Below are 16,283 nucleotides of genomic sequence, written 5' to 3' on the forward strand. Positions count from 1 at the left end.
TTCGTCATGCGTTCTGCAGCTCCAAGTCTGAATATCGCGGCCGTCACTCCGGCCACCCGAGCATTGGGTCCTGGATTGCGCGCCGCGGTGTGGGTTCAGGGCTGCCCGTTCGACTGTCACGGATGTATCGCTCCCGAATGGATTTCGGATATTCCGGCTCACTCGATGACGCCCGACGAGGTCGCCGAGCGTCTGCTGGCCGATCCGGAGGTGGACGGGCTGACGTTCTCGGGTGGTGAGCCCATGGCTCAGGCGCGGGGGCTCGCGCGCGTCGCGCAGATCGCCCGTGCGCGCAGAGACCTGTCCGTCATCTGCTTCACGGGTTTCCGGCTGGAACGGCTCACGCGCGACCCGCCCGCTCCGGGGGTGCCCGAGCTGCTGAGGCAGATCGACGTCCTCATCGACGGCCGCTACGTCGCCGCGCTCAACGACGGCACGGGCCTGCGCGGCAGCACGAACCAACGCGTCCACCATCTCACCGGCCGGCTGCGTGGCTTCGACCTCGAGCATCAGCCGCGCCGCGCCGAGGTCAGCCTGTCCGGCCGCGACCTGACGATCATCGGTATCCCGCCCCGCCACGTGCTGACCTCGCTCGGCACGGCGACGGGAAGAGCGAAGGAGTCACCATGAGCCGTGGCAAGCGCATCGTGGTCGACGAGGACGAATGGGTCCGGCTGCAGGCCGCGGCGAGGAACCTTCGCGATCTCAACGAGAACCTGCCCGGTCTGCTCGATGACGTGCGCGGAGCCGTCCGTCGTGATCTCGACAGGGAGATGTCCGTCGTCGCCGACCGGCAGAGCGCCTTCGAGGGCATGCTGGCGAGCGCCGGCGACAGCGTGCGTGATTTGGAACGTGCCACGACCGTCCGCCTCGACGAGCAGACGCGGCGCATGACCGAGCAGCGAACGGCCCTCTCACAGCGGATCGACGCCACCGCGGCCGAACTCCGGCAGGAGACGCTGCGCCTGCTCGACGCCGAGCGCGCCCGCGTGGACGACACGATCGCCAGGGAACGCGCCGAACGCGCGGGCCAGGTGGCCCGGCTGCGCGAGGGACTGAACGACCTGGTCTCGGACAAGGAGCGCGCGGCGGGGGCGGCCAGAACCTGGCTGGCCGACGCCGTGGCCATGCGCGACTTCATCAGAGGACATCTGCCGCACGAGCGCTTCGCCCCCGGACGGCTGGCCGCCCTGGAGCAGCGGATCGCCATGGCCGAGGGCAACATGGCCACGGGCCGGTCCGAGGCCGCGCTCTCGGTGGCGCAGGAAACCTATCTCCAGCTCAGTGAGCTGCGGCTGGACCTGGAGATGCGCGACCGTGAATGGAGGCAGTTGCGCGGCGCCGCCACCGGGCAACTGCGCATCGTCTCCGGCCTGATCCAGGACAAGCACCTGTGCAAGGGCGTGAACCAGGACGGCACCGAGAACGACAGCACCGTCGAGGTGGACTGGTGGACCAGCGGCAAGCTCAGCCGGCTCACCGCCGAGGTCGAGGAACTGCTGGAACGGGTGGGCGACGACACGCGGGCGCCCGCCTCCGACGAACTGCGCGACCTCGTCGACCGTCAGGTCCCGATGCTGAAGCAGCGGCTCCAGGAGATCGCCCAGGAGGCCGGGGCGCAACAGCTCGCCTCGCAGATCCGGGCGAACATCGCCGACAGCGTGATCCAGGTTCTGCAGGAGAACGGCTACGGCCTGGACGACTACACCTATGAGGGCGAGGACTACCGGGCCATGCTCGTGGCCAAGGTCCGGCACAACGACGGCAGCGAGATCGTGATCCGGGTCGCGCCCGTGCCCGGCGACCCGCCCGGATGCACGCTCGACATCGACTCCTTCGACACCGCGACCGGCTCGGACATGATCCGCTGGGAACGGGCCCGCGCGCTGGCGGAACGGCTGCGTGAGGAGGGCATCGAGGTCCGCGAGCCCCAGGAGTCCGCCACGCCCGACCCGGCGGCCCGCGACGTGGAACGCCTGCGCCGCACGTCGCGGCCACGAGGCGAGGTGACATGAGCCGGGAGGAGAGGACCGCGGTCGTGGTGGAACGGCTGGCCGAAGCGCTCCGGCTCGACTCGGGAGCGTCCATCCTCGCGTTGTACGGCCCCGGCACCGGCGACTCGTTCGTCTGCCTGGACTACCAGGAACGCAACCTCAAACCGGCGCTGTGGCAGCTCCTGCGCGCGGCCGGGTTCGACCGTGTCGTGTTCGGCTCGGTCGGCGAGCCGCTGCACTTCCTCGACGCCGAGTCCCGCGACATGTCGCTGACCGGGCGGCTGGCCAGGCGGACCGCCGCGCCCGGGGAGAACCGGATGCGCCGGTTGACCGGGCCGCAGGGCCCCCGGATGCAACTGGCCCCGTCGGCGCCGCCGCGCGGCCTCACCCGCGAGACCCGCTCCGGCGGGACGATCACGGCACCGTACGCCGTGCAGACCCTGCACTCCTACATGACCCAGCCTGGCGTGCGCACGGCGCTGGTGATCGAGCGGGCCGAGGACTTCTTCCGGCACGTCGGCGCCATCCGCGAGCTCGCCGACCGGCTGGGCATGTGGGTTCAGGACGGTGTCGGCGGCAACGTCTGCATCCTGGTGTTCTCCGCCGCCACCATGGACGGGGTGGTGCAGGCCCTGCGCGACCAGGGCTCGGCCACCGCTCTGGCCGACTACCTGTCGCGGCAGGGCGGGAGCACCGGCGCGGCGGGGCGGGTGCCGGAACCGGGCCCCGCCGAGCTGTCCAGGCTGGTCCACCTGCTGCGCATCCGCCATGGCCTGGTGATCGACGACTGGACGGAGTCCGCGAAGCTCATCGGCCTGATGAGCGCGGGCGAGCCGCAGTCGGCCAGGACCTGGCTCAACCGCCTCTCCAAGGTGCGCCACCTCAACCGGCGCACGCTCAGCGCCTGGGTGACCGGCGAACCCGACGACCGCACCGCGCTGGAGGAGCTCTCGGAGCTGACCGGCCTGGCGAAGGTCAAGGAACTGGTGAACCGGCTCCGGTCGCTGGCCCAGGTCCAGGCGGTACGGCAGGGCATGGGCGTGCCCCCGACCGACCGCTCCAACCATCTCGTGTTCACCGGCAATCCGGGCACCGGCAAGACCACGGTGGCCAGGATCATCGGCCGGCTCTACCGCGAGGCCGGCCTGCTCGCCCGCGGTCACGTGGTCGAGGTGGACACCGGCGACCTGGTGGGCGAGTACGTCGGGCACACGCCCGCCAAGACCAGGGAGGTCGTGGACCGGGCCCTGGACGGCGTGCTCTTCCTGGACGAGGCCTACCGGCTGACCGAGGACGACAGAGGCGGCTTCAACCGCGAGTCGCTGGACATCATCCTCACCCGGATGGAGAACGACCGCGACCGGCTCGTGGTGATCGCCGCGGGCTACACCCACAAGATGACCGAGTTCATCTCGGCCAACCCGGGCCTGCGCCGCCGCTTCCCCGCCCAGAACGAGATCGAGTTCCCCGACTACGAGCCCGGCGAACTGCTGGAGATCGTGCTCGGCATGCTCACGGCGATGCGCCACACGGTCGATCCCTCGCTGAAGGACCTGCTCAAGCGGGTCGTCACCGGCCTGTACCTCGGGCGGGATCCCGCCACGTTCGGCAACGCGGGCGAGATGCGCAACCTGGCGCAGGCCCTGGACGAGCACTGGGCCGAGCGCATCGTCCGGACGGCAGGGCCGGCCGGGCTGAGAGCCGCGATGAACAGGCCGATGATGCCCGAGGACGTGCCGGCCAGCTACCGGGAGGCGGCACGATGATTCCACCGGTGCTCGTCGGCGGCTCCGGCGAGATGGCCTGCCCGGTCTGCGGAGCCGTCTCCGCCGCGAGAACGTGCGGCGGATGCGGCTGGGAACTGCTCGGAGAGCTGGTTCTGGGGTCGGCGACGCCCGTGAGCCGGCGCTCGCTGGAGGACCGGCTGGCCGCGGCGCGGCGGCTGCTGGACGTGCGGGCCGCGGTCCGGGCCGCCCGCGGCTGCCCGGCCGAGCAGGAGCGGGCGTTGTTCGCGCTGGCCGGGACCACGCCTGATTCTCTCGACGCCGCACGGGCGCGCTCCGCCGTACCGGAACTCACGCTGATGGACCTGGCCGCCGCGCTCAAGGACCTGCCCGCCGGAGAGGACGTGCTGGTGGCCGAGATCGGACCGGACGGGCTGGGCCTGGGCGGCGAGGTGATCGCGTGGGACCGGCTGGTCCCCGCGCTCAGCCCCGATCCGCTGCGGCGGCGATTCCAGCTCGCGGGCGGCGGCGCGGCGGAGCTGGCCGGTCCGGACGCGCTGGAGGCGGCCATCGACGCGGCGCTGCCGGCGGCCGCGGACGGGAAGACGGTCGTCGTCCTCGAACGCTGTCCCGACTGGCCGCTGGCCGCCCGGCTGGCGGCCCACCTGGCGGCGCGGTACGCGGCGGTGAAGACGGTCACCACCGACGCGCCCGTCGCCGACGTCGCCGCCCGGCTGGCGGGTGGCACGTTCCTTCCCCACGACTACGCGCTGGTGCTGGCCCGCCCCGGGCAGGTGGCCGGTGGCTTTCTGCTGGAGCCGCGCACCCTGTTCCCCGCCGGGATCGACACCGGATCCGCGGCCGTCGCGGAGGTACAGGTCTGCGCGCCGCCGTCCGCCGGCGTCGTCGAGCGGATCGCGCTCAAGATCCCGGTGGTGGCGCTGACCGGTGAGCGGCGCGAGAGCTGGAAGCCGGTGCGCATCGTCGAGCTGGACCTCGCGCCCGGCGAGTCGGCCACCTTGGCCTTCACCCTGCACGGGCCGGACCGGGTGGACGTCGCGGCGTCGACGGGAACCGTGCGCGAGTCCGCGGCGAGCTGGTCCGGCCTGCTCACCGAGCTGGACCAGGCCCGGCTCGACCTGCCGCTCGACCTGGTGGTGCTGGTGGAGCTCGGCGGGCCGCGCAACCACGAGCGGGTCGCCGCCGCCGTCGACATCGTGGAACACGTCCAGCGCGGGCGGCCGAGCGGGCAGGTGCGGGTCGCGGTGATCCTGTACTGGGACCACGAGATCAGCAAACGGCGCGGCGCCGCTCCCAAGGAGGAGCCGCCGAGCGCCACGCCGTTCCAGAACTCCGCCGACGCGCTGAACGACCTGCGCTTCCTGCTGGAGAGCGACTACAGCGCCGACTACGAGTACCCGGACGCGGTCGCGCTGGAGGACGCCCTGCACGCGGTCGAGGAACTGCAGGCGTGGCGGCACGGCGACCGCGCCCTGCTGGTCACCGCGACCAGGGCGCCGCACCCGGCGGGCGACCAGGAGCACAGGACGATGGTCAGGCGCTGTCCGCTGGGACTCGACTGGCGTACGGCGTTGACCGCGCCGTCCGGCTGGCTCGGAAGGACCGTCCTGCTGGTCGACTCCGGCACCAAGCCGACCAACATGCACGAGCGCGAGGCGGCCAGGAGGGCGGAGGCCGTCTGGGAGGAGTTCCGCGCGGCCCGCTGGGACCTGGTCTCCCACGACGACGACGACGCGATCAAGACCGCCGCCAACACCCTGGCCCCGCCGTCGGCAGTGGCCCGGCCCGTCCCCATCCCCTTCACCGTCTCGCGCTGAGGAAAGGAGCACCGTGGCCACACCTTCGCAGGGTCCGCAGGCCGACTACGAGCGGGCCGAGCCCGGTCCCGCGGCTGAACCACCCCCGCAGCAGACCCGCACCGCGCCGGAGGCGCCCCTCGCATGGCCGGGTGACGCCGAGGTGCGCATCGTGTTGTGGGGGCCGACCTTCTCCGGCAAGACCACCTTCCTCGGCGCCCTGTTCCTGGCGCCGGAGCGCCTTGAGGGCTTCGGCACCTGGAACATCATCCCGCTGAGCCACGAGTCCTCGTTGTTCCAGCGGGCGATCGTGAAGACGCTGGAGGACGGGCACGCCTTCCCGCCCAAGACGCTGACCGAGGGCAAGCCGCTGGCCTGGCGGTTCGTAGGGGACCTGGTAGGCAGCGGGCACAGCCGCCGCCTCATGCCGTTCCGGGTGCCGTCCCGGCTGCGCGGCGGCGGCTGGAACCGCTCCGGCGACACCGTCACCTTCACCCTCCACATCCAGGACCTGCCGGGCGAGGCGTACGACTTCAGCAAGCCGTATCCGAACCAGAACGCGATCATCAGGCACCTCGCCGAGGCCAACGCGCTGATCTACCTGCACGACCCGCTCCGCGACGCCGACGAGTTCGAGGCCCTGACCATGGGCTTCTTCCGCGACATGACCGAGGCGCTGCAGACCTACGACCCGGACAAGCTGATCAAGGGGCGGCTGCACCACCACGTGGCGACCTGCGTCACCAAGTTCGACCACCCCGCGATCTACCGCGAGGCGCTGAAGCAGACCTTCGCGCTGTGCGATCCGGAGCCGCCGCACGTCCCCAGGGTCACCGACGAGAACGGCAAGGCGTTCTTCGCCTGGATCTGCGACCTGTACCGGGACGAGGGGGTGAACTACATGCGCGCCGCCCTGGAGACCAAGTTCCTGCCGCACAGGGTGCGGTACTACGCGACCTCCGCCATCGGCTTCTACCAGAAGGACGGGCAGGTCAACCTCGACGACTGCGTGAACAGCGGTCCGGTGCCCGACCCCGTCACCGGGAAGATGGTCAACGGCATCCGCGGCCCGTTGCACCCGATCAACGTGCTGGAACCGCTGGTCAATCTGGCGATGGCGGTCCGCAAGGCCAAGCCGGGCACGCCGGGCGGCGGGCGGTGAGCGCAGGTTCGCCGGCGGCGCCGCGCGCGGTCAGCGCCCTGTGGGCGGTGTTCGGCAACGCCGAAGGCGGTGGCGCCGGCTACACCGTGCTCCAGGCCAGCGACGACGAGGTCGCCTTCTTCGAGCAGGAGATCCGGCGCTACCTGCCCGGAACCCCGCCGAACCGCGCCGATCCGCCGCCGCTGCCGTACTACACCTTCGCCCCGGGACCCGCCGCGCGGAACAAGGACGCGCCGTTGATGTCGTTCAGCAGGCTCGAGGCCACCGACATCCTCGACGCGGCAGGGCGCCCGAGCATCCGGCTGCGTTACTACAGCCCGACCTTCGCCGATCTGGTCGGGACACCCGGGCCGGGGGAGCCGCTGGTCGCCGGCTACGCCGACCTGGCCGAGGCCATGGACGCCGCGCCCGCCCCGTTTTCCGACCAGCCGCACATCACGCTGAACGTCCGCCCCGGCGGCTGGGCGGCGATCCGGGCTGGGGTGGCCCGCTTCCCCTTCGACTGGCTGGCCTCGGGCGCCGCCGCGCTGCTCGCCGGTCGCGTCGTGATCACCGGTGCGGCGGCTGTGCCGGTCCCGGAACGGCTGGCCTGCCTGGACGCCATCGCCGGGCTGCTGCCCTTCGGCGTGCGCGCCTCGATCGCGGCGGCGACGTGGGCCGACAGCGCCGCGGTGCACCAGCTTCGGCTGTACTTCGGGGACACGGCCGGACCGGAAGCCTACGAGCTGCGCTGGGACGAGCCCGCGGGCGAGCTGATCGACCGCGACGCCCGTGACTACCACGCCCTGCTCCGGCGCTGCCTGGACGACGGGGCGCCGGCGGACGGCGCGCCCACCGGCCTGCTCGAACCGCTGGCCAGGCAGACCGGCCCCCTTGACCTGGACAACCCCGAGGCGATCGTGGCGGCGTTGCGGTCCAGGACGCTGATGGCGCCGGAGGCGGCGGTCAAGCGGCTGATGGGCCTGAGCGAGGATCGCGCCAAGGTCAGGCAAGGGCTCTCCTCCGGCCGCGTCAACGCGGCGAACACGACCGTGGAAGGCCGCGTGGCCTGCTGGGCCGAGCTGGTCAGGGACATCCACACGCCCCTGGATCCCGACCATCTGCGCTGCCTCGACCTGCCCTGCTCGGAGCCGTACCTGCACGTCATCGCCCGGGGGCTGACGCGGGTGCTCGGCGTGCCGGGCGGGCTCGGGGTCGCGATGGAGTACGCCGCCGCCGCCCGTTCACAGGGCACGCTCGGCGCGTTGCTCGTTCACGTGCTCGGCAGGCTGCGTTCGCATGACCCGGATCAGATCGCCGCGTTCGCCAGGTTGGTCCGGGAGCTGGGTTACCCGCCGGAGCTCCGATCGCGGCTGGGTGAGGTGGACGACGTCACGGTGGCGCTGGTCGACCACGTCCTGGGCGCCGATGCCGGTCAGGCGGCCGAGTACGTCCGCTACCTGTGCGCGAAGCGGCCCGAGCCGCAGTGGCTCCTGCCCCTGCGGCACCTTCTCGAGCGGCAGCCGTGGACGCCGCCGATGCGGTTCGCCGACCCCTTCGCGGACATCGACGGCTACGAGGCCCTGATCTTCGCCGCGGCCAGGCTGGGCGGATGCCCGGAGCTGGGCATCGGGATGATCTTCCTGCAGCTCCTGGAGATCGCGCTGGGCAAGGACGGCAGGAACCGGCTTGAGCCGTTCCTGCAGCCGGGTGCCGGCCCCTCCGGCGACGCTCTGCTCCTGTTGATCGGCGCCGACGTCGCGCCGGTCACCCCCGACCGGATCCGGCCGCTGTATCCGTACCTGACCGACCTGCCCGCGCTGCGTGAGCGGTTGACCGGCCTGCTGACCGAGCTCGGGCAGGCGCTCGACCTGCTGGACGTCGACCCGGAGCTCGACCGCGACCTGTGCGTGTGGATGCTGGAACAAGAGCCGAGGCTGATGCGGGCCTGGCAGGCTCAGCCGCCCGGCGACGTGCTGCGGGAACGGCTGGCCAGAGCGGCCAGGCTGGAGGACCGGTTCGGAAACGCCACGGACAGCCTTCGCCGGACGACGCTGACCGGCCTGCACCGGGCGGCCGGGCTCGCCATCGTGCGCCGGGTGGCCAGGAGCGGGGAACGGTCCGAGCTGGCCGAGGCGGTCGGCAGGGCACTGGTCCCGGACCTGCCGACGGCGGACCTGGTGGCCACGCTCGACACGGTCGACGCCAGGGGACTGGACGAGCTGTTCCGGCGGATCGCGGGGACCGACGAGGACCTCTACCACCGGCTGGCCGAACCGGTGCTGAACGGAGTGCTGGGTGTCACCCGCGCGGCGGAGTTCGTCGCGCTGCAGCACGACTACCTGCTCGACGAGCGGGTCCGCGACGACGAGGAGTGGGACCGGCTGAAACGGCTTTCCCTGCTCCTGGACGGGCTCTGTGGCTCATGAACGAGGAGATCAACGTCGCCTGGGCCGAGATCCTGACCGACGCCCTGCCTGGAGCGACGTTCACGAATCCGCGCATCGTGCGGCACGCGGCCCCCGGCGGCCTGCGCAAGTCCATCAGCCTGAAGGGCAGGGAGCTGGCCGGGTTCCCGGTGCTGCGGCACGTCGATGCGCAGTACACCTTCACCTTCTTGCCCGACCTGGCGGGCTACCTGCTCGTCACCGTCGAACCGCCCACGGCCGGGAGCGGGGGGCCGAGATACGCCTGGTGCTGCGCGATCCCCTTCGAGAGGCTCGACGGCGCGGGGTACGTCGGCCTCCAGGCCGTGCTTCCGCCCGTGCCGCCCGCGAAGGGCGCCATCACCCTCCCCGCACCCCGGTACGAGCCTCACGAGACCGTCGCCCTGTACAAGCGGTTCGGCGTGGATTGGTGCCTCGAGATCTGCGCCTCCCTGGTCACCGAGCCGTTCCGGGTGGCGATCCCCGGGGCCGACCTGCCGTTGATGGCCAGGCTGGAGGCACTGGACGCGATCACCGGCCTCCTGCCGTACGGCGTGCGCTCGGGACTGCGCGTGACCACGCACGGCCAGAACCCCGCAAACCCCTTCCATCTGTACTTCACGGACACGGTGGAGTCCACGGACACCACCTGGAGCCCCGCCAACCGCAACGACCGGCGGTACGAGAGCGTTCGCGGAATCCTCCTGAACTGCGTAGCGCACCTGCGCCGCCATCTCGACGAGCAGGCGGCGACGACCTTCATCGTCGCCGCCATGCGCGCCGCGCCCGAGCCGATCAGCCTCACCTCCGACAGGCTCATGACCCGGATCCAGGTGCTGCTCAACCCGCCCGCGAGCCTCAGCCGCGGGCTGCCGCCGCCACCGCGCGCCCGCGAGCTGCCCGACGTGCTGGGCCGCGACCCGCACGCCGTGCGGCAGATGGTCGTGGATCTCGCGCCGCAGGGTCCCGCGAAGATCGTCCGGCTGGCCGCGTCCGGGCGGGCCGTGGGTCGCTGGGGGGCCGTGCCGTACGTGCTGTGCCTGGCGGGGCTCACCGCGGACCTGGACGCGGAGCTGCGCCGCTGGCTCACCGACCAGGCGCTCGACGGTCCGGACGACGCCACTTCCGCCGGCCTCATGAGCGCTCTCAGCCCCGGCGACCCGGCAGCCCTGCTGGATCTGGTGCTCGACGCGCTGGAGCGGCTGCCCGCGCCGCCGAGCGGGCTGCTGCGCACGCTCGCCGTCGCCTTCTCCGCGGCTTGGGCGGAGCCCATGAAGCAGCGGCGGGCGGCGAACGCGGCGGAACAGGAGCGCTTCACCGAACGCGAGCACCGGCGCCACGCCCGGAGCGCCTGGCTCACCGAGCGGACGAGGAGGAAGCCATGACCAGTGCCGGTGTGGACGCCGGCTGCGCGTTCACCCGCGTCGCCGTGGCCATGCCCGCGACAGGGGGGTTCACCGAGCGGTGCGCCGCCACCGCGACCGACCCGGCCGCGCCCGGCCGCGAGAAGCTGGACCCCGACCGGCAGGCGGACGTGCTGCGCGAGCTGCTGCCCGAGGACGTCACGAGGGTGGTCGCGGCGGTGCCGTACGCCGTCTTCGGGCGGGGCCGGCAGCCGATCGAGCCGATCCTCGCCGCGCTGACCCCGGCGCCCGTCATGCTCGTGCCCGGACCCGTGGCCGCGCTCGCCGCGATCCTGCGCGGGCGGACCGACCTGGACGGGACCGTCTCGATCGTGGTGGTTGCCGACCTCGGCGCCGGCCACGCCGAGCTGTTGCTGTGCGACGCCTCGGGCGCGCTGCCGGCCGTGCGCGACCACGTCACGACCGGCGCGCCGACCAGGAAGCTGGACCCGTTCTGGAGGCTGGCCGGGGCGGTGTTGCCCGACGCCGGCCGGGAGGAGCGGCTCGCGCTGGCGGGCACGCTGTCCGTGCTTCCCCAAGGGGACCTGACCAAGGCCGACCTCGCGCTCAACCGCTGCCGGACCGACGCCAACTATCACGCCACACCGGTCTATGACCGGCAGGGCCGGCTGCGGGCGAAGGCGGCCATGGACGTGCTCGAACCGATCGCGACGCGGCTGGGCGAGACGGCGCGCAAGCTCGCGCGGTCGAGCCCGGACGCGGTCGGCGCTCCGGTGTTGTTCCTCGGTGGCGGCAGCGGGATCGGACCGCTGCGCGCCAGCGTCCTGCGTGGCCTGGGCCACGCCGAGGGCACGGGCACGGTGCTGGACGTCCCGGCCGAGGCCCGTGCCTACGCCGCGGCTCGGGGAGCGGCTCTGATCGCGGCCGGGGAACCCGGACTGGCCGCGGTCTTCGAGGACGTCCTCGCGCTTGAGCTGCACTGGCAGCACGCGGGAGTCCTGGAGGACGCGTTGCTGCCGCTGGCCACCGGTCTGCGCTCGGGCGAGCCGGAGCGCTACGCCGTCGACCCGCGCGACGGCGCCGCGGCCCGCGTCGACGTGCTCACGCCGCAGGCCCTGCGCCTGTGGCTGCGCAGAAAGGGCGCTGAGACGTACGTGCCGCTGCCGTACGCGGGCGCGCCGCCCCTGAATCCGGGGCGCTACCGGATCGGGCTGCGGCTGGACGGACCCGAACTGCCCGTGCTCGTGTTCGCCCCGGCCGAGGGCGGGGAGGCCGTGAGCTGGCCGGTGACCGTGCCCAGGGGGAGATGATGGACGACGACCTGGCGCGGGCGCTGGCCGACCTCGCCGCCGCCTACCACCGGACGCAGGCCGCGCTGACCGCGGCCGCCGAGTCCGGGCAGGCGGCCGCCTTCGACGCGCTGATCCGGCTGGACGACGCGCTGCGGGAGACCGAGCCGGTGCTGCCCCAACTGGCCGAGCTGCTCAAGGTCGCCGATCCCGGCGACGACGTCACGGCCGAGCTCGAACGCCGGAGGGAGGCCATCTCCGAGTTACGCGGGCGGGCGGCGTACCAGCGTCTGCGCATCGATCGGCTGCGGCGCTCGGTCGAGGACCTGGCCGGCGTGGAGGAGGAGTACGCGCGCCTGCGGGAGGAACGCGACCGCCTGGAACGCGTCCAGGAACTCTCCGAACGGCTGCCGGAGCTGCGCGAGATCGTGGAGCGGCTCGCCGAGGCCATCGAGCCGCTTCGCTCCGGCAACGCCGACGCCGAACGCAGTCTCAAGGAGGCGCTGGACGCCTGGCCGGTCCTGACGGACGAGCTGCGGGCGCTGATCGAGCCGCGCGTCGCCGACGCGTACGCCAAAGCCGAGGCGCAACTGAAGGACCTGACCGACAAGATCGCCAAGGAGCGGGCCGCCGAGGCCCATCTCACCGACCGCAAAATGAAGTACGACGCGGCGGCCGAGCGCCACGCGCGGGCGCTGCGCGAGAGCGAGCACTTCGTCCAGGGCCTGCTGCTCTACGCGGAGGCGGACCGGGCATTGGTGGACGCGCTGCTGGAGGCGGGCACGGACACCGCAGGCGCCGAGCCGGGGATCGAGCAGGTGGACGCCGCCCTGCGACGTTGCGAACGCGGCCTGGCCGCGATCGACCAGGCCCTGCGGGCGCAGCTCGAGGCCCGCACGGCCGTACCGGAGATCCTCCGCCTGGGTGACGGCCCAGGGGATTGAGGCGAGGAGACCTCGTGAGAGTGCACATGTTCGTGGTGATCGCTGCGGTGCTGCTGCTCGTCTCGCCGGTGGCCTTGGCCGGTACCGACCCGGGCGAACCGCCGCAGGCCGGGCGTGGCGAGGTGTACCAGAGCCTCGACGTGTTCACCGGGGCCGACTACGTCGTGGTGCTGGACGCTTCCGGGTCCATGGACGCGCGCCGTACCGAGGTGATCGAGGCGCTCAGCGCCCTGCTGAGCGGAATCAAGCCGGCCGACCGGGTCGCGCTGGTGTCCTTCACCAAGCCCGCGCCGACGCAGGCCACCTACTCGCTCGGGCCGCTGACCAGTGCTTCGGACTTTCTGTCCCGGGTGCCGCCCATGAGCGGCGGCACCGACATCGGAGGCGGCCTCGGCAAGGGCCTGGAGGAACTGGAACACTCCACCGAGGTGCGTCCGTCCGCCGTCATCCTGGTGACCGACGCCAAGCAGAACCCCGACGGCACGATCACCCCCGCGCAGTGGGACGCGTTGCGGGAGCGGGTGACGAAGCTCCGCGAGCGCCGGCGCGACGGGGTGCCGCAGCTTGTCCGCGGCTACGTGCTGAGCTGGGGCGGCGGCGACGAGGCCCCTTCCTTCCAGGCGGGCTCCTCGTGCGGAGCCAGCAGCAGTTTCACGATCGCGCAGTGCGTGTTCTCGCCCGCCGAGACCAGCGCGATCGTGCCCGCCAACGCGGCGTCTTTCCTGGCCTCGCTGCCGGAGTCCTTCGCCGACCGGCGCTTCGAGGCGCTGCTGGCCGCCGACGCCCGCAAGGCCGCCGCGGGGAGGGCGCTCGCCGTTCAGGTGACGCCGGGAACCGTGGACATGGCGGCTCGCACGGCGGAGGTTCAGGTCGTCGTGGACTCCGCCACGCGCTATCTGCCCTTGCGGATGTGCGGCCTCGCCGCGCGCGCGTCCGGGCTGACGGGCCTGCGCGTGGCCTCCGCGACCCCGCCATGCCTGGATCTCCCGCCGGGTGCGAAAGGCGTCACGTCCAAGGTGACGCTCTCGTGGACGTCCGGAACCCAGCCCTGGTACGCGCTCGGTCCGCCGCCCTTGTCCGCGGGCGGCACGCTTTCCTACCGGCTCACCAGCACCTACTCCGATCTGATGTCCCGCGCGGCCGGCCAGGACGGCCGCTTCGCCCCTGCGACCGCTCCCGCCGCCTTCACCCTCGCCGCTCCCGGCGGCCTCGCCTGGCAGGTGGAACTGATCGTCCTGGCGGTCCTGCTGTTGCTGCTGCTGGTCCGGCTGGCCGGCTTCCCGACGACCTTGTGGGTCGTGCGGGGCGATCAGCGCGTACGCCTGCGTGTCTGGCTGCCGAAGATGTCGCACAAGGTCGCCGGCCACGAGCCGCTGGTGATCGGCACCGCGTGGAAGCCGTGGCGGCTCGTGAACGGCAGGGCCCCGCTCGAAGTGCTCGTCTGGCCGCTGGGCGAGCAGAAACTCAAAGGCCCGGCACGGGCTCGGCACGAGGTCGACCTGCGACCGTACGCCCGCAGGCTGACCGTCTCCGCCCTTCCGGGCACCACCATGTCCCGGGGCGGCTGGCTGCGCCCCGGCCGTCCGCGAAAGGACCGTACCGATGGATGAGCTCAGCAGCGTCGCCACCACCTCCGCCCTCCTGCCCAACGGGGCGGAGATAGAAGTGCGCAGGAAGAGCGGCGGCGCCGCCGACGTCGCCGGAAGCCTGCCCGACTTCACCGCCGTCGCCGACACCCTGCGCGGGGTCTCCGAGTCGGTCCTGGACGCGCTGCGCAAGGCGCGCCCGGACGAGGTGACGGTGGAGTTCGGGATGAACGTCTCGGCCAAGTCGGGACGGCTGAGCAGCCTCCTCGTCTCGGCCGACGCAGCAGCCGACTTCAAGATCACCCTGAAGTGGAGCGGAGCCGAACCCGAGCCTGGGTGAGGTCAGCGGGCGTTGAGGTCTACTCGATCCTGAGGAATCCATGGGTACGGCCCAGCGGCTCGAACCCCAGCCGGGCGTAGAAGTCGCGGGCCCAGTTGTCGGAGCCGGTGTAGAGGAAGATCAACGAGGCGCCGGCGGCTTCGGCCAGCATCGCCCGCATGAGCGCGCGGGCGTGGCCGTTGCCGCGGTGCCGCTCGGCGGTGTACACGCTCTCGATCTGGGCGATGTCGTCGTGCACGTAGAGGTCGGCCCGGGCGGCCACCTCGCCGCCCGGGGCGCGCACGCCGCGGAAGGCCACGGTCGCGGCGCCGAGCAGGCGGTCCTCGACCCGCAGGGCGAGCGTCTCGACCTCCTCGGCGGAGGCGCCGGGCAGGGTCTCGCGCCAGTTGGCCCGCAGTACCCGGATCATCTCGTCGAGGGCGAGCTTGTCGGCCGCGGGCACGTCCGTGCGGGGCCGGCCGCGGAACACCATCGTCAGGTACGGCGAGTGCGCGTAGCCGGCGGCGGTGAAGGCCGGTGCGAGGGCGGCGCCCAGGTCGTCGTCGAGGACGTGGACGTAGCGGTGGCCCAGGCCGTCCAGCGCCTCGTCGGCCGCGCGGACCACGGCGCCCGGGTCGGCGCCCGCCCAGATGATCAGCTTGTTGTCGTCGTGGGAGGAGGGGAAACGGTCGTTCAGGACCGCGACGCCACCGGGCACGTCCATGGTCCGCCGCGCTTTGCGGAGGTTGAAGTCGCGTTGGAAGCGGTGGACGCGGTCGAGTTCCTCGGACATGACACAGCAGCCTAAAGCGCCGAAGGGGACAGAGGATCTGGAGGAAAGCTGGAGTGCCGGGATCCATGCTGCCCTCATGAACGCGACACCCGACCTGATGATCACCACGGTAGGCCGCAAAACCGGCCGGCTGAGAACCACGACCCACGCCTACGGCTCCGCCGAAGGCCGTTTGGTGCTGGTCGGCCCCGGCTCGGAGCAGGGCCCGTACCTGCCCGGCTGGTACCAGGACCTGATGGCCCACCCGGAGGCCGAAGTCCGGCTGGGTGAGAGAACGCTGCACGTCCGCGCCCACACAGCCCACGGCGCCGAACGCAGCAGGTTGTGGAAGAAGCTGGTGTCCGGCCGACCGGTCTACCAGCGCTACGCCAACGCGGCCAGGGGCGAGATCCCGGTAGTGGTTCTGGAGGAGACGGCATGACGAAGTTCAGCGAGATCCAGGACGCCTTCGAGGCGTACATCGGCGACATCGTCTACGCCACGATGACCACCGTGGACAAGAAGAACCGCCCCAGGGCCAGGGTGCTGATCCCGATCTGGGAGGTGGTGGACGGCGAGCCGCTCGGCTGGCTGGCCACCTACAGGACTCCGGTGAAGGAGGCTCATCTGGCGAACAACCCGCACACGACGTTCTCCTACTGGACCCCACGCCAGAACGCCGTGAACGTCGACACCGTCGCCGAATGGGTGGACGACCTGGAGGTCAAGCGCCGCGTGTGGGACCTGTACCGGAAGACGAGCCCACGCGGGGCGGGCTACAACCTGGGCAACTTCTGGAAGAGCCCCGGCGACCCGAAGCTCCACGTGCTGCGCCTGGAGCCGTGGCGGGTGCAGGTGATCCGCGGCACCGACCTGCGCAGCCAGATCTGGAAGAAGGACGGGTAGG

General features: G+C 72.2%; 14 protein-coding genes. 13 read left to right on the forward strand and 1 reads right to left on the reverse strand.

Annotation, left to right across the window (positions count from 1 at the left end; genetic code table 11):
• Positions 1-6 precede the first annotated feature (6 nt).
• From ACIBEJ_RS09015 to ACIBEJ_RS09065, 11 genes are read left to right on the forward strand one after another with little or no spacing between them, the layout of a single operon-like run.
• The gene (locus ACIBEJ_RS09015) at positions 7-630 is read left to right on the forward strand and encodes a 4Fe-4S single cluster domain-containing protein (protein WP_397183241.1); all 624 of its coding nucleotides are present in this window, start codon (positions 7-9) and stop codon (positions 628-630) included.
• Positions 627-2,015: a hypothetical protein gene (locus ACIBEJ_RS09020; RefSeq protein WP_397182094.1), complete on the forward strand. Its 1,389-nt coding sequence runs from the start codon at positions 627-629 to the stop codon at positions 2,013-2,015. Before ACIBEJ_RS09015 ends, ACIBEJ_RS09020 begins: the two co-directional genes overlap by 4 nt.
• Positions 2,012-3,760, forward strand: coding sequence for an AAA family ATPase (locus ACIBEJ_RS09025; protein WP_397182095.1), 1,749 nt, complete (start codon positions 2,012-2,014; stop codon positions 3,758-3,760). Before ACIBEJ_RS09020 ends, ACIBEJ_RS09025 begins: the two co-directional genes overlap by 4 nt.
• A complete protein-coding gene (locus ACIBEJ_RS09030) occupies positions 3,757-5,556 on the forward strand; it encodes a hypothetical protein (RefSeq protein ID WP_397182096.1) in 1,800 nt (599 codons plus the stop codon). The genes ACIBEJ_RS09025 and ACIBEJ_RS09030 overlap by 4 nt, the downstream gene beginning before the upstream one ends.
• 13 nt (positions 5,557-5,569) lie before the next feature.
• Complete coding sequence (locus tag ACIBEJ_RS09035; RefSeq protein ID WP_397182097.1) at positions 5,570-6,697, forward strand: hypothetical protein; 1,128 nt, start codon at positions 5,570-5,572, stop codon at positions 6,695-6,697.
• Entirely contained in the window at positions 6,694-9,105 is a 2,412-nt protein-coding gene (locus tag ACIBEJ_RS09040) for a hypothetical protein (protein WP_397182098.1), read from the forward strand. Before ACIBEJ_RS09035 ends, ACIBEJ_RS09040 begins: the two co-directional genes overlap by 4 nt.
• A complete protein-coding gene (locus tag ACIBEJ_RS09045) occupies positions 9,102-10,487 on the forward strand; it encodes a hypothetical protein (RefSeq protein ID WP_397182099.1) in 1,386 nt (461 codons plus the stop codon). The genes ACIBEJ_RS09040 and ACIBEJ_RS09045 overlap by 4 nt, the downstream gene beginning before the upstream one ends.
• Positions 10,484-11,776: a hypothetical protein gene (locus tag ACIBEJ_RS09050; protein WP_397182100.1), complete on the forward strand. Its 1,293-nt coding sequence runs from the start codon at positions 10,484-10,486 to the stop codon at positions 11,774-11,776. The genes ACIBEJ_RS09045 and ACIBEJ_RS09050 overlap by 4 nt, the downstream gene beginning before the upstream one ends.
• On the forward strand, positions 11,773-12,699 hold the full coding sequence (locus ACIBEJ_RS09055; protein WP_397182101.1) for a hypothetical protein: 927 nt from the start codon (positions 11,773-11,775) through the stop codon (positions 12,697-12,699). Before ACIBEJ_RS09050 ends, ACIBEJ_RS09055 begins: the two co-directional genes overlap by 4 nt.
• Positions 12,700-12,713: 14 nt before the next feature.
• Positions 12,714-14,309, forward strand: a complete 1,596-nt coding sequence (locus ACIBEJ_RS09060) for a VWA domain-containing protein (RefSeq protein WP_397182102.1) — start codon at positions 12,714-12,716, stop codon at positions 14,307-14,309.
• Positions 14,302-14,625: a CU044_2847 family protein gene (locus tag ACIBEJ_RS09065; protein WP_397182103.1), complete on the forward strand. Its 324-nt coding sequence runs from the start codon at positions 14,302-14,304 to the stop codon at positions 14,623-14,625. The genes ACIBEJ_RS09060 and ACIBEJ_RS09065 overlap by 8 nt, the downstream gene beginning before the upstream one ends.
• A gap of 19 nt (positions 14,626-14,644) precedes the next feature.
• Here ACIBEJ_RS09065 and ACIBEJ_RS09070 read toward each other — a convergent pair whose 3' ends face one another.
• The gene (locus ACIBEJ_RS09070; protein ID WP_397182104.1) at positions 14,645-15,397 is read right to left on the reverse strand and encodes a GNAT family N-acetyltransferase; all 753 of its coding nucleotides are present in this window, start codon (positions 15,395-15,397) and stop codon (positions 14,645-14,647) included.
• A 76-nt stretch (positions 15,398-15,473) separates the two neighbouring features.
• On the opposite strand from ACIBEJ_RS09070, the gene ACIBEJ_RS09075 reads away from it, so the two are divergent.
• Together ACIBEJ_RS09075 and ACIBEJ_RS09080 are read left to right on the forward strand one after the other, a co-directional pair.
• The gene (locus ACIBEJ_RS09075; RefSeq protein WP_397182105.1) at positions 15,474-15,818 is read left to right on the forward strand and encodes a nitroreductase/quinone reductase family protein; all 345 of its coding nucleotides are present in this window, start codon (positions 15,474-15,476) and stop codon (positions 15,816-15,818) included.
• Entirely contained in the window at positions 15,815-16,282 is a 468-nt protein-coding gene (locus ACIBEJ_RS09080) for a pyridoxamine 5'-phosphate oxidase family protein (protein ID WP_397182106.1), read from the forward strand. The genes ACIBEJ_RS09075 and ACIBEJ_RS09080 overlap by 4 nt, the downstream gene beginning before the upstream one ends.
• Position 16,283: the final 1 nt, after the last annotated feature.

The sequence above is a fragment of the Nonomuraea sp. NPDC050790 genome (assembly GCF_044456745.1).
Taxonomy (GTDB): Bacteria; Actinomycetota; Actinomycetes; order Streptosporangiales; family Streptosporangiaceae; genus Nonomuraea.

What these genes read in the sequence shown, in the direction of transcription:
- ACIBEJ_RS09015 (WP_397183241.1), top strand. Translation starts at nt 7, where the DNA reads ATGCGTTCTGCAGCTCCAAGTCTGAATATCGCGGCCGTCACTCCGGCC.
- ACIBEJ_RS09020 (WP_397182094.1), top strand. Translation starts at nt 627, where the DNA reads ATGAGCCGTGGCAAGCGCATCGTGGTCGACGAGGACGAATGGGTCCGG.
- ACIBEJ_RS09025 (WP_397182095.1), top strand. Translation starts at nt 2,012, where the DNA reads ATGAGCCGGGAGGAGAGGACCGCGGTCGTGGTGGAACGGCTGGCCGAA.
- ACIBEJ_RS09030 (WP_397182096.1), top strand. Translation starts at nt 3,757, where the DNA reads ATGATTCCACCGGTGCTCGTCGGCGGCTCCGGCGAGATGGCCTGCCCG.
- ACIBEJ_RS09045 (WP_397182099.1), top strand. Translation starts at nt 9,102, where the DNA reads ATGAACGAGGAGATCAACGTCGCCTGGGCCGAGATCCTGACCGACGCC.
- ACIBEJ_RS09050 (WP_397182100.1), top strand. Translation starts at nt 10,484, where the DNA reads ATGACCAGTGCCGGTGTGGACGCCGGCTGCGCGTTCACCCGCGTCGCC.
- ACIBEJ_RS09055 (WP_397182101.1), top strand. Translation starts at nt 11,773, where the DNA reads ATGATGGACGACGACCTGGCGCGGGCGCTGGCCGACCTCGCCGCCGCC.
- ACIBEJ_RS09065 (WP_397182103.1), top strand. Translation starts at nt 14,302, where the DNA reads ATGGATGAGCTCAGCAGCGTCGCCACCACCTCCGCCCTCCTGCCCAAC.
- ACIBEJ_RS09070 (WP_397182104.1), bottom strand. Translation starts at nt 15,397, where the DNA reads ATGTCCGAGGAACTCGACCGCGTCCACCGCTTCCAACGCGACTTCAAC.
- ACIBEJ_RS09075 (WP_397182105.1), top strand. Translation starts at nt 15,474, where the DNA reads ATGAACGCGACACCCGACCTGATGATCACCACGGTAGGCCGCAAAACC.
- ACIBEJ_RS09080 (WP_397182106.1), top strand. Translation starts at nt 15,815, where the DNA reads ATGACGAAGTTCAGCGAGATCCAGGACGCCTTCGAGGCGTACATCGGC.